Below are 12823 nucleotides of genomic sequence, written 5' to 3' on the forward strand. Positions count from 1 at the left end.
CCGTGAGGAGAATTCCCAGAGCGAGCCGTCAGGCTTTCGCCGACTCAGCTGCTGGTCGAGTAGACCTGCTGCGAGCCTCCGGAGCGGGTGCGATTGCGGCGACGGGTCTCGGGGCTCGTGCCACGGGAATCCGAAGTGCGGCGGCTGCTCGGCTGACGGCTGGAGTCACCCGACCGCTGGCCGCCCGATCGACCATTGCCGGAACGGCCTCCGCGGGAGTTGTCGCGACGACGATTGCCCTCGCCGCTGTGCCCGGTTCCCCTGCCGCGGCCGCTGCCCTCGCCGCGACGGGACTCGCCATTGCGACCGCCACCGGTGCTGCCTGAGTTCTCACGGCTGCGGTCGGTGGCGCCATTGCCGGCGCCATCGCGGCCCGAGCTTCCACCGCGTCCGCCACGGCCACCTCGGCGACGGCGGGATGAACGACCATTGGAGGTCGCCGGTTCGGTTTTCTTCCGCGGCTGTGCCGGTTCCTTCGGCTGAGGTTCGACGTACCCGGCGATCTCACCGACGAGGTCGGTCACCTCGGGGGATTCTGCGGTGACCTTCTTCGGTGTCGCTTTGATGGCGGCCTTGCGGAGCAGAACCTGGGTGTCCTTGCGTTCATCGGGCGTCATCACGGTGACGACGTCGCCAGCACTGCCGGCACGAGCGGTGCGACCGGAACGGTGCAGGTAGGCCTTGTGCTCGGTCGGGGGATCGACGTGGACGACGAGCTCGACAGAGTCGACGTGGACTCCGCGGGCGGCGATGTCCGTGGCCACGAGCACCTTCGCATCACCATTGGTGAACGCGGCGAGGTTGCGGTCGCGGGCGCCTTGGGACAGGTTGCCGTGGAGGTCGACGGCGGGGATGCCGGCGGCGGTGAGCTGGCGGGCGAAGCGCTTGGCCCGGTGCTTCGTGCGGGTGAAGAGGATGCGGCGGCCCGTGCCCGAAGCGAGCTTGTGGACCAGTGCATTCTTGTCATCGACCGAGACCTCGAACACGTGGTGGGTCATGGCCGACACGTGCGAGGTCGCCTCGTCGACGGAGTGGAGGACCTCGTTGTGCAGGAAGCGACGCACGAGCTTGTCGACGTCGTTGTCCAGGGTGGCGGAGAAGAACATCCGCTGCCCCTCTGCGGGGGTCTGCTTGAGGATGCGGGTGACGCCGGGCAGGAAACCGAGGTCGGCCATGTGGTCGGCTTCGTCGAGGATGGTGACCTCGATGTGCTCGAGCGTGAGGACACCCTGGTTGAGCAGGTCCTCGAGGCGGCCGGGGCAGGCCACCACGATGTCGACGCCGGAGCGCAGTGCATCCTCCTGGCGACGCTGCTTGACTCCGCCGAAGATCGTCGTCGTCCTTAAGCCCACGGCCTTGGCCAGCGGGTCGATGACCTCGGTGATCTGGGTGGCGAGCTCACGAGTTGGGGCGAGGACGAGTCCGCGGGGCTGACGGAACTTCTGTGCACCCGTTCCTGACTCAACGAGACGAGTCACGAGTGGAATGGAGAACGCGAGCGTCTTGCCGGACCCGGTCTTTCCGCGGCCGAGCACATCGCGGCCGGCCAGGGTGTCCGGCAGAGTGTCCTGCTGAATCGGGAAGGCAGAGGTCTTGCCCTCGCGATTGAGGGAGTCGACGAGCTTCTGGGGAACACCGAGCTCGGCGAACGAGGTCGGTGCCTGGGTGGTCTTCTTGGTGCGGGTGGTGCGTGTCTGTGACGTAGTGATGGGATGGCCCTTCGACGTGCCGGAGGGCGTGCCGGTGCCGTGGATTGATGGCAGGCAGCCGCTTCCGGTCATGGAATGAGCGCTGTCGGCGCTCTCGATCGCCGAGAGAAAACGGCTTCGGAAACATGCGCGGGTGATCTCACCCAGCTGCAGAGACGAGGCGTCCTGACGACGCAGGGAACCCGAAAACGGGTTCGCAAGTACTTTCAGTATAGCGCCCGTCGGGTCGTGAGCAGAATCCGTCGGTGAGCAGGGCGGCGTCAGCGTACCTAGGCCGGACGCCCGAGCCCCTCATCGACGGGTGACAGTTCGGGTGCCGGCTCCGGGACGACGTCGAGTGCGGCGGAGGGTTCAGGCTCAGGTTCGGCGACGGTGATGGTGGCGTCCGCCTGCTCATGTGCCGAGGCGACCAGGGCTCGGCGTGCTCTATGCTGCCCGGTGACCCATGCGGCGAGCGTCACCGATGCCCAGCCGATGCCGATGCCCGCGATGTCGTCGAGGATGTAGTGCCAGCCGAAGTAGAGCGTGGCCACGACCGTCACGCCGAAGAAGATCCAGGTGAACGCCCGGACGGCGCGTTTCTGCTTCGTCAGCGTCACGAACAGCGCGGCGGCGAAGGTGACGGAGACATGGAGGGACGCGAACGCGGCGACACCCTGGATGGAGTCGCTTCCGATCGGATTGCTGAGATAGTCGAGACGAGTGTCGAAGAGGGACTCCTGGAGCTGACTGACTCCGGTGTCAGGCAGCGCCCGGTAGGCCTCGGGGTGGCTGAATGCCGGTCCGACCGATGGCAGGAGGTAGTAGCTGATGGTGCCGAGCACCCAATTGAGGCACAACGTCGTCGCGTACCAGGCTCCGATGGCGTGGTTGCGGCTGAGGACGAGGAATGCGCCGAGGCTAATCGGGATGAGCGGAAGATAGGCGAGGTAGGCGATGGAGAGGAAGTTCGCCGCGATGCCCGTGCCGAGGAGATCGTGCAGGATCAGCGACGGGGTGCTTCCGCCGCTCAGCCAATTGTCGAGGCGGAACAGCTGTCGATCGAAGAGGACGCCGTCGCGATAGACCGGCAGCACGCTCTTGAGATTTCGATAGGCGACGTAGCAGACGTAGAAGCTCAGCAGTCCGGTGCCGATGCACAGCAGACGGTGGGTGTTCCATTCCTTCTTGACGACGTCGACGACAGTGGTGGGCAGGTTCCGCCACCCACTTCGTCTCACCGCCTCGACGATCAGCCCGCCGCCGATGAACCCCAGAGCCAGCAGGGGCAGGCGGATGTATGAAGGTCCGAGGAAGCCGTCGGGGTCCTTCAGCGGGAGATCGAGGTAGAGGGATGAGACCACGGCGGCCGCTCCGACGAGCAGGGAGAGCGCCATGGCAAAGGTGTAGGGCCAACGTCGCATTCTGGTCATCGGCACACCGTACAGATTCTGTTTTAGTGCTTCTTCGGATTTTCCTCGATGCGGGCTGACCGGAGGGACCTTGTCCGGTGCGTTTCAGGGCCGGACGGCGTCGACACAGGAGTGGACGCGGCGCCTCAGCTCAGCTGGGTGGAAGCGAACTCGGCGGCGTGGTGCAGCACGGTGGTCGTGTCGTCGAGCACACGTCCGAAGTGGAGGAATGAGTGCAGGACGTGTGGGTGCTCCTCGAATGTCACATCATTGCCGGCCCGCTCAAGTGTCTCGGCCAGGCGGCGGCTGTCGTCGCGCAGGGGGTCGAGTCCGGCCGCGGCGACGAACACCGGAGGCAGGCCGGACAGATCGGCGGTCATGTGTGCGACGTAGGGTGACTGCGCATCCTGAGGTTCGGCGAAGTAGTCGTCCATGAGGTTGCCCAGGTCGTTGGCTCCCATTCCGTCCCAGTCGCCGCCGAAGAGCCTGCGGCTGGCTGAATCGGCGAGTCCGTGACCGCCGTAGATCGAGATGAGGGCGCGCAGAGAGGTGAAGCCCGCCGGTGCTGCCGCCACGACTTCCGGCTCGTCGCGCAAGAGCAGTGCTGCGCCCAACGTCAGTCCGGCCCCGGCCGAGTCACCCGCGAGAGCCAGTCGCCCGCCGTCAATGCCGTGCTCGTCACCGTGCCTGGCGAGGTGATCGATGATGGACGCGCATTCGTGGAGTGCCTGCGGGAATGTCGCTTCGGGGGAGAGCGAATAGTCGACGCCGATGACGGCGCTGCCGGCCGCCTCGGCGAGGACCCGCATGATCCGATCATGCGTGTCGAGGTCACCGACGGTGAACCCGCCGCCGTGGAGGAAGACGATTCCGGGCAGGACTGCCTCGGCGGTGGGGCGATGGATGCGGATCGGAACGTCGACGCCGGCGGCGCGGATGTGTCGATCGTCGGTGCGTGCCATGATGGGGCCGCCTTCGTTCCACATGGCGCGCTCGGCGTGGTATTCGGCGCGGCTCCGCACGAAGCGGAGGGGCGTATCCGAGTGCGCGGAGGCGGTTCGAACGGCCTCGTCGCCGGTTTCCCGGCAGAATTCGGCACGCATGGCCTGGATCGCGAGCACGTGCCTCATCTGCACCGACATCGACGCGACGATGTCATCGGGAATCGTCGCGAGAAGCGCCTGGGCGAGATCGTGGGATGTGGCCGAGTCGTTCACGTTCGCAGCCCGGCGACAAGCAGGCCGGCGAGGCGGTGTGCATCATAGTCCGCGTCGTCGTCGGCGAAGATGCAGAGATTGCCGATGCCGCGCAGCAGCTCATACCCACCGACATCCTTCCTGATCTCACCTGCGGCGATCGCGGCGTTGAGGATCTGTTCGCAGACGGGGACGAGGCGGTCGATGAAATAGGCGTGGAGACTTGCGAAACCGGCTTGGTCGCTGCCCAGGGCGGCGGCGAGCCCGTGTTTGGTGACGAGGAAGTCCACGAAGAGCTCGACCCATCGGCTCAACGCCGCATGCGGTGAGATGCGCTCGGTGAGCAGTCTCGGACCCGCCTCGGCACAGGCGTCGACCTGATGGCGATAGACGGCCACGATGAGGTCGGCTCGAGTGGGGAAATGGCGATAGATCGTGCCCATGCCGACCTGCGCTCTTGCCGCGATCTCGCGTACCGGGGCATCGACGCCCGATTCCACGAAGACAGCGGCGGCAGCTTCTAACAGCACCGTCTCGTTGCGCTTGGCGTCCGCGCGCTTTGCGCGGGCGGGTCGCTCATCTCGGTCGGTCACAGAATCTCCTCTCATAACCATTGCTAAGCGGAACAGCGCTCCGTATAGTGAATACGGAGCGATGCTCCGCTTCCATCATGCCAGAGGAGGCGCAGACACTGAATGGCGGACAGGCCGCCGGAAGGAAGTTCCGTCATGGAATACCGCACACTCGGACGCACCGGAGTCCAGGTCAGCACACTCGCACTCGGGGCCATGAACTTCGGCCAGATCGGCCGGACCGAGCAGAAGGACATCGAGTCGATCGTCGGCTCCGCCCTCGATGCCGGTGTCAACCTCATCGACACCGCCGACGTCTACAGCGGCGGAGAGTCCGAAACGATGATCGGCAAGGCGCTGGGAGCTCGTCGCGACGATGTCGTCCTTGCGACGAAGGCGGGTCTGCCCATGGGGGAGGAGCGCAACCACCGTGGAAGCTCACGTCGCTGGTTGGTCAAGGCGCTCGACGAAAGCCTGCGCAGGCTCAGAACCGACCACGTGGACCTCTATCAGATCCATCGGTGGGACCCTGCGACCAGCGACGAGGAAACGCTGTCCGCCCTGACCGATCTGCAGCGGGCCGGGAAGATCCGCGCCTTCGGCAGCTCCACATTCCCTGCCTATCGAATCGTGGAAGCGCAATGGACCTCCCGGGAGCGGGGGCTCGGCCGCTACTCAACCGAGCAGCCGAACTACTCCCTCCTCCAGCGCGGAATCGAAGGTGATGTCCTGCCGGTCACAGGTGACTACGGGCTCGGGGTGTTGGTGTGGAGTCCACTCGCCTCAGGGTGGCTGTCCGGTGCCGTCCGAGACGGTCGGGAGATCGCGACCAGCCGGTCAGCGTTCATGCAATCGCGCTTCGATCTCACGGTGCCGGAGAACCGTGCGAAGCTCGAGGCGGTCGAGCGGTTGGCAGCACTCGCCGAGGAAGCTGGGCTGACGCTGATCCAGCTCGCTCTCGGCTTCGTCACTGCACACCGGTCCGTGACGGCAGCGCTCATCGGTCCGCGCACGCTCGACCACCTCGAATCCCAGCTCGATGCTGCGGATGTGGTGCTGTCGACCGAAGTGCTCGACGCGGTCGACGAGATCGTGCCGCCGGGAGTCGACCTCGCTCCCGCAGAGAAGAACGCCGCTCCGCCTGCGTTGAACGATCCGCGTCTGCGCCGCCGGTGATGAGCCCGGGTGGGCGTGTCCGGGCCGGCACTTCCGAACGGTAGGTCCGGGCGTCATATCCGGGCCGCGGGTTTGCAGTTATGCAAAATTGATTGCAGTAATGATCCTATGTTGCCGAGACTGATCGCATGACTGAGACGAAGACGCCGCCGAGGCGGATGCGAAGACTTGTCGGTGCGGCACTCGGCGCGGGGTTGGTGATCGGGGCGGCGGTCGGTGTCCCGTTGGGCCACAGCGTTTCACAAGGTGGCGGAGTCCTTGAGGCGGTCTCCACGGTCAACGGGACGCACGATGCGGCCACCCGCAACGATACGGACTTCAACGAGCGGTTCAGCCATGAATTCGTCGACGTCGACGACGTGAACATGCATTACGTCGTCGGAGGAGACGGCCCGCCTCTTGTGCTCATCCATGGATGGCCCCAGACCTGGTACGCATGGAAGGAGATTATGCCGGAACTCGCCGAACACCGCACGGTGTATGCGATCGATCTGCCTGGATTCGGTGACAGTTCGGGTACGCCGGAGGCATTCGACAAGAAGACCCTCTCCGGCTATGTCCACGAGCTGCTCGAGGTTGAACTCGATGGAGAGCAGGCGGATATCGTCGCACACGACCTCGGCGCGGGCGTCGGATTCCAATATGCTTCCCGGTATCCGGATGACGTGCGCAGCTACGTTCATCTGGACTATCCGCTGCCCAGCAGCGACGTGTTGCCGGCAGAGACATATCGCACGTTCTCCTGGCACATGAGTTTCAACAGCCGGCCGCGCATTCCCGAGAAGCTCGTCGACGACCGGGGCGACGTCCGGGAATATCTGCAGGAGTTCTACGCACAGGTCGCCCATGACGGAGCCGCCTTTGGCGGCGAGAGCACCGAGGCTCCGTTCTCGGATGCCGAGATCGATGAGTACACCCGCACGTACTCACGCCCCGAGGTGCTTCGCGCCGGATTCGAGCTCTACAGGTCACTTGATCAGGACGAGCGGGACAACGACGCTGCAGACCCGGTTGCCGCTCCGACGATGCTGCTGACGGCGGAGGGCTCCTTGGCAGGGACGCAGCCGACCCTCGAATCGTTGGTGACTGATCTGCGGAAGGCCGAGGAGGTCCCCGACTCGGGGCACTGGCTCGCCGAGGAGAGTCCTGAAGCAGTCAGTGCCGAGATCATCGATTTCATCCGCTCACCGGTCACACATCGGTGACGTGGACGCGCTCGCCCTGAGTGCCGTAGAGCGCGATGATCTCGGCGGGGCGATTGACGTCGGCGTTGCCGATCCAGTGCGGGGTCATCGTGTCGAACTCTGCGGCCTCGCCGGCGACGAGGGCGGTGCGCTGATCGGACAGGGTGAGGTTGAGTGTGCCGGAGAGGACATAGAACCATTCGCGGCCGGGGTGAGTGTGAAACTTCGGAGGATCGGGCTGCGGTCCCGGCGGGAAGACGACCTTGTAGCCCTGCAGGCCGCCTGTGGGGACGCCGAGGGGGATGAAGGTGAGACCGTGTCTGCGTACGGGTTTGAGGTGGACGCGCGGATCGCCCACCCTGGGAGCGGCGACCAGCTCATCCAAGGGCAGACCGTAGACCCGGGCAAGGGGCAGCAGCTGCTCGAGGCCGGGACGCACCAGGCCCCTTTCGAGTCGAGAGATGGTGCTCGCGGTCAGCCCGCTCCGCTCGGCCAGTTGGGCAAGATTGAGTCCGAACGCCTGCCGGAAGCCGCGCAATCGCGGACCAAGGGTGTCAAGTACTTCGTTGTCATCCATCACCGGCTCCTCACATCGACAACTGCGTTATCACTTGCAATTCTGCAAAAGATCTCACGGTTCTGCAATGGCCCGTGGGAGCGTGGAACCCACGATCAGGCGATGCCCTGCCTCCGCCCGGCAACCCTGGCCGCGACACCGCACCATACGAGAAAGAGGATGATATGCCTGGAACCACGACTCGGCGACGTCGCCGTGACACTCCGCCTCCGAAGACCGACAACACAGAGATCGACGTGCTCCGCGGGTTTCTCGACTATCTGCGCGAGTCGATCGCTGCCAAGGTCGAAACCGCTCCCGAACCTGCCGTGCGTACGGCTCAAGTGCCTTCCGGAACGAATCTGCTCGGCCTGCTCAACCACCTCACGCGAGTCGAAGAGACCGTCTTCTTGGGTGAGAAGATCACCGATTGGAAGTCGACGTTCCGGTGCTCAGAGACCGACCTCGTCGAGGACGTCGTCGCCCGATATCGCGAGACTGTGAGTCGGGCGAATGCCGTGTTGGACGGGTGCACGGACCTCTCGAAGCCTGTCCTTCGTGCGCGAGGCGACCGCACCGGCCCCAGCGCGAGGTGGGCGCTGACCCACATGATCGAGGAGACCGGCCGCCATGCTGGACATGCTGACATCCTCCGCGAGCTCATCGACGGACGCACCGGGCGCTGATGACCGACCGGCCGACAAGCAATCGCCTCGCTGGCAGCGGCTTGCCTCGACGATTGCGGGCCACCTCGGCGAGTCGGGTGCGACCACGGGAATACGGCCGGCTGTGGGGCGTTGTGATGGGGGGAGCATCCGACTTCCGACCGTCGTCCAGGAGCGAGCACTTTGACCGAACCCATGCGCACCGAACACATGCGCCGACACGAGACCGACCACGAAGTCCCATGGTCACTGCCGATCGTCGTGCGCCGGTCGAAGACCGCCATCGCCCGCCATATCGACGTCCTCGAGGCCACCGCCCGAGCCGTCGTCACCTTCCTTGACGACCCGCGCGCCCACGAAGGAGGTGAGTGGCACGACGCAGTCGAATACTGGCGTGATGGTGCCATTCGCAAGGTCGTGCGCCGAGGTGACGGGAAGAAGCTCGAGGACGCACAGGCCCTGGGGTGCGTGGGGGTGACTCATGGCGGGACGGATGATTTCGCCGCCGCCGAGGCGTTCGTCTTCGCGCCCGGACCCGTGGAGCCGCTGCCGCCCGAGCTGAAGAAACTCCAGGTCGGCGGCACCGAATTCCCCGGTGGAGGGGAGAGCTCCGTCCCCGCCGCCGAGGCGGTCGTGACGATCGAACTCTCACCCGCGCTCACGTTGACGACCGGGAAGGCCGCCGCCCAGAGCGGTCACGCCGCGCAGCTGGCGTTCGAGCAGATGCCAGACGATGTGCGGGATCGTTGGCGTGAGTCGGGATTCAGTCTGCGCGTGCAGACCGCGACGAAGGAAGCCTGGGCGGCGAACGAGCAGCAGATCAGCGTCGTCGACGCAGGCTTCACCGAAGTCGACGGACCCACGGAGACCGTGCGCGCCCGCTGGTGATCGTGTCCGCCTCGGCGAGGGGCGACTCAGGCCTCGCCGCGGTCCTTCAGCTCTTCCTCGGTCAGCGGCCGCGTCTTCGTGCCGTTGCCGAACTCGTCGAGATAGATCACGTGCTTGACCATCTCACCGGTCTCTTCGTCCTCGACTTCGATGATGTCGCCGGGGTGGGTCTGGGGCTGGTAGAAATCTTCATTGACTCCGGTCATTGTGACCACCTCCTACAGGTGTTCTCACCATACGATGCCGTGATCTGAGTCTCAAGGGGGCGACGAGACTCGTAGAAAGTCCCCGCGTTCCAAGGGGTCGTGCCTCACAGAAAAATCCCCGCGAAACACTTCCGCCGGGCAGCAGGGCACGCCGACGATGGGGTCATGGTCGATAAGGACGTTTCGATGACCACGAGAATCGAGATCACGAAGAAATACGCCACCGCCTACACGACGGCCTCGAAGAAGAGCAAAGCTGCGATCCTCGACACCGTCACCACCATCACCGGGTGGAACCGTGACCACGCCCGCCAACAACTGACCCGCCGCACCCGACAACCCAAAGGACGGGCACAAGCGACAGTCGCGGTCATCGACGGCAGGAAGACGAAGGCCCGCAAATACACCTACGATGCAGTCAAGATCCTGCAGTACGTGTGGTCGATCGCCGGTGGTATCTGCGGCAAGTACCTCGCCGCGGCCATGGACGGCCTCCTCGACTCCCTCGAAGCCCATGACCACCTGATCCCGGGCAAGGGCCGCTACAGCCACACTGTGCGGGCAGAACTGTTGGCGATGAGTCCGGCCACTATCGACCGGTATCTCAAACCCGTCCGTGACAAGGACCCCCTGCGCGGGAAGTCAGCGACGAAGCCCGGCCCTTTGCTGCGGAACTCGATCACCGTGCGCAAGGCCGGTGACGAAGTCGAAGACGAACCCGGCTTCTTCGAAGTCGACACCGTCGCCCACTGCGGTCCGACGCTTAAGGGTGAGTTCGCTAGGTCCGTGAACTACACCGACATGCACACCGGATGGGTCTACACCCACGCGATCAGAAACAACGCCGCGACCCACGTCATCGATGCCTGCACCCAGTTCGTCGATACCGTGCCCTACCTGGTGACCGGACTCGACTTCGACAACGGATCCGAGTTCATCAACCACACCCTCATTGACTGGGCCGCCGAACGCAAGATCTTCTTCACCCGGGGACGGCCGTATACGAAGAACGACCAGGCCACGATCGAATCGAAGAACAACCACCTCGTGCGTCGATACGGGTTCTACTACCGCTACGACACCCCGACCGAACTCGAGCTGCTGCAGCGCCTGTGGCCGCTGGTCAATGACCGGTTGAACTACTTCACCCCGACGAAGAAACCGACCGGGTACTCCACCGACCGTGTGGGCAGGCGCAAACGCGTCTATGACGCCCCGAAGACCCCGTACCGGCGACTGCTCGATTCCGGCATTCTCAGCGGCGAGCAGAAGGCCGAGCTTCACCAGTATCGGGCAGGCCTGGATCTGGTCGACCTCGCCGCGAAGATCGACCAGATCCAGCAACGGCTGATCAAGCTCGCGGCGGGCAAGACCGCGAGGATGGAACGCGAGATCGAGAAGGCCCAAGCCCTGCCGGATCCCGCGGGCATCAAGGTCCATCACACCCGGGCCGGTTAAGCCTTGATCCACCGATCTGCTTGATGTCCGGTGGCCCACTCGAATTTGAGCTTGGGCACGATGAGTGGGCAGGAGGTAGTGTCCCGGTCTCTCACCGGTCTCTTCCACATTGAGCCTCCCAGAGCCTCCTCCATGACTGCGGTCTCGGGCCCCCTTCCAAAGGGCGAATTGGTCAGGTCGACATTGTCCGGGGTGGTCCCAACGCCGATTGCCATAACCGGGAGAACTCCGTCGCCCACGGCCAGGCTCTGGGCAGGTGCAGGATCAGTTTCCTGGCCCGGTGAGCAATCCGAGCCGGAACCCCGATGATCCGTGTCCGCAGCGTCTGGGCGCGCACTTTGCTCATCCGCCCGCCGATGATCCCGGCAGCCGCCCGTAACAGGTTGTGAGTGATCGCTGCGATCGTGAGCCAGGCAGCGTTGGCGTTGAACACCCCGGAGGGCATATGCGCCAGGGCACCATTTTTCAGTTCCGCATTGATCTGCTCGATGATCGCGTGCCTGCGGTGCACTTGATCAGCAACAACGGTGTCGAAACGATCCTGATCGACGGTGGTGAAGAACGCGTGGTAACGGAACAAGTCGAACAATGGGTCCTGCCCGGCAGCGCGTTTCGTCTCGTTGAGCTCCGGGATGCGGCGGACGACCAAGCGGCCCGTAGTTTGCAGCGCCTTCTTCTTCGAGGTGAACGCGGTGAACGGAACCTCGGCGACTTCAGCCTTACTGACCCAGGCACCGGACTCCTCGTCATAGATCGCATCGGGGTACTCGATGCCAGTCCATGCGTCGTCGCTGATCGTTCCGATCGCTGCTTTGACCCTCTTGTCCATGCGTACCGTGATCGACACATTGGCCCCGGCATCGTGGGCGGCTTTGGTCACGGTCGATGAGTAGTATGCCGAGTCAGCGCGAACGAGCACCGCAGCACCAGGGTTGATGCGTTTGGTGGTGGCCACAGCGTCGGAGACGAACTTATCAGCACCACGTGCTGACGAGGTCGAGCCTTTGCGCAGACGCTGGCCCACAATGATCTGGCTGGAGTCGCGGGTTGACGCGGTCGCCAACAGTGCGTTGAGGCCGCGACTGCCTTGGTAGCCGAACCCAGCTCCCTGCTTCGACGCAGAGTGAACGTCGATGACGGTGTCGTCGACATCGACGAAGACTGTGGATGATTGCTCGTTGTCCTGACTGGCCGGCAGCAGAGGGGTGTGTTCATTGAGGTTGGTCAGGAAGCGGGAGGAGATGGCGTCGAGTTGTCTGACGTGGCCGAAGGCGAACGAGCGGAGGAACGAGCCCAAAGTCGAAGGGGCATAGACGCGGTCGAAGAGGTGTTTCATGCCGCCATGGCGGAGGATGTTCATGTCATCGATCGAGTCAGCCCCGGCGGCCATCCCCGCGACCAGTGTGGCCAGCTTCGCTGCTGGGTTCGCGCCCTTATCGGCCCCGGTGGTGGTCACGGTCAGATGGTCATCGGCAAGGTCTGGCAGGGCGGCGTTCTGGGCCAGTGCCATGGTCGGGACGAGCCCGGTGGCAGCGGTGAGGTTCGTGTCGTCGAAGGAGTGGGACACAGTCGTGGGTGTGTGGTTGAATAGCACCTGAGAGGTGCCCCTTTCTGTGTGGGATATGGAGACTTAGAACATCACCATTTTCCCAGTTCAGGAGGGGCATTTCCATTTCACGCGCGGCTTGATCCGGCTACTCGCATCGGTGGATCAAGGTTAAGACCCGGCTGGCGGGGAAAATGTCTGTGAGGCACGGCCTCATTTCCCGGGGATCTTGACATGAGGCACTCCGGGGGGCGCGTTGACTCATAGAAAACCTCC

The 12823-nt window shown here is 64.4% G+C and carries 12 protein-coding genes; 5 read left to right on the top strand and 7 right to left on the bottom strand.

The window, feature by feature from the left end; translation table 11 throughout:
• Positions 1 to 44 precede the first annotated feature (44 nt).
• The 4 genes from ACQE2J_RS05065 to ACQE2J_RS05080 all read right to left on the bottom strand — a co-directional run bounded on the left by ACQE2J_RS05065 (position 45) and on the right by ACQE2J_RS05080 (position 4889).
• Positions 45 to 1781, bottom strand: coding sequence for a DEAD/DEAH box helicase (locus ACQE2J_RS05065; protein ID WP_135810397.1), 1737 nt, complete (start codon positions 1779 to 1781; stop codon positions 45 to 47).
• Between the two features lie 197 nt (positions 1782 to 1978).
• On the bottom strand, positions 1979 to 3121 hold the full coding sequence (locus ACQE2J_RS05070) for a phosphatase PAP2 family protein (protein WP_240688787.1): 1143 nt from the start codon (positions 3119 to 3121) through the stop codon (positions 1979 to 1981).
• A 125-nt stretch (positions 3122 to 3246) separates the two neighbouring features.
• A complete protein-coding gene (locus ACQE2J_RS05075; RefSeq protein ID WP_240688786.1) occupies positions 3247 to 4317 on the bottom strand; it encodes an alpha/beta hydrolase fold domain-containing protein in 1071 nt (356 codons plus the stop codon).
• Complete coding sequence (locus ACQE2J_RS05080) at positions 4314 to 4889, bottom strand: TetR/AcrR family transcriptional regulator (RefSeq protein ID WP_426937233.1); 576 nt, start codon at positions 4887 to 4889, stop codon at positions 4314 to 4316. The genes ACQE2J_RS05075 and ACQE2J_RS05080 overlap by 4 nt, the downstream gene beginning before the upstream one ends.
• Positions 4890 to 5024: 135 nt before the next feature.
• On the opposite strand from ACQE2J_RS05080, the gene ACQE2J_RS05085 reads away from it, so the two are divergent.
• Both ACQE2J_RS05085 and ACQE2J_RS05090 read left to right on the top strand, forming a co-directional pair.
• Positions 5025 to 6044, top strand: coding sequence for an aldo/keto reductase (locus tag ACQE2J_RS05085; RefSeq protein WP_135810395.1), 1020 nt, complete (start codon positions 5025 to 5027; stop codon positions 6042 to 6044).
• 128 nt (positions 6045 to 6172) lie between these two features.
• Positions 6173 to 7249, top strand: coding sequence for an alpha/beta fold hydrolase (locus ACQE2J_RS05090; protein WP_205749958.1), 1077 nt, complete (start codon positions 6173 to 6175; stop codon positions 7247 to 7249).
• Here ACQE2J_RS05090 and ACQE2J_RS05095 read toward each other — a convergent pair.
• Positions 7236 to 7805, bottom strand: coding sequence for a cupin domain-containing protein (locus ACQE2J_RS05095; protein WP_135810394.1), 570 nt, complete (start codon positions 7803 to 7805; stop codon positions 7236 to 7238). The genes ACQE2J_RS05090 and ACQE2J_RS05095 overlap by 14 nt on opposite strands.
• 164 nt (positions 7806 to 7969) lie before the next feature.
• On the opposite strand from ACQE2J_RS05095, the gene ACQE2J_RS05100 reads away from it, so the two are divergent.
• The gene (locus tag ACQE2J_RS05100) at positions 7970 to 8470 is read left to right on the top strand and encodes a DinB family protein (protein ID WP_135810393.1); all 501 of its coding nucleotides are present in this window, start codon (positions 7970 to 7972) and stop codon (positions 8468 to 8470) included.
• A gap of 162 nt (positions 8471 to 8632) precedes the next feature.
• Entirely contained in the window at positions 8633 to 9337 is a 705-nt protein-coding gene (locus ACQE2J_RS05105; RefSeq protein ID WP_346763157.1) for a peptidyl-tRNA hydrolase, read from the top strand.
• 26 nt (positions 9338 to 9363) lie between these two features.
• Here the strand turns inward: ACQE2J_RS05105 and ACQE2J_RS05110 are convergent, their stop codons facing one another.
• On the bottom strand, positions 9364 to 9543 hold the full coding sequence (locus ACQE2J_RS05110) for a hypothetical protein (protein ID WP_135810392.1): 180 nt from the start codon (positions 9541 to 9543) through the stop codon (positions 9364 to 9366).
• Positions 9544 to 9729: 186 nt separating this feature from the next.
• On the opposite strand from ACQE2J_RS05110, the gene ACQE2J_RS05115 reads away from it, so the two are divergent.
• The gene (locus ACQE2J_RS05115) at positions 9730 to 11001 is read left to right on the top strand and encodes an integrase catalytic domain-containing protein (RefSeq protein WP_240688886.1); all 1272 of its coding nucleotides are present in this window, start codon (positions 9730 to 9732) and stop codon (positions 10999 to 11001) included.
• 172 nt (positions 11002 to 11173) lie between these two features.
• On the opposite strand, the gene ACQE2J_RS05120 is transcribed toward ACQE2J_RS05115, so the two are convergent.
• Positions 11174 to 12568: an IS1380 family transposase gene (locus ACQE2J_RS05120; RefSeq protein WP_426937234.1), complete on the bottom strand. Its 1395-nt coding sequence runs from the start codon at positions 12566 to 12568 to the stop codon at positions 11174 to 11176.
• Positions 12569 to 12823: the final 255 nt, after the last annotated feature.

It is taken from the genome of Brevibacterium sp. LE-L (assembly GCF_050214925.1).
GTDB lineage: Bacteria > Actinomycetota > Actinomycetes > Actinomycetales > Brevibacteriaceae > Brevibacterium.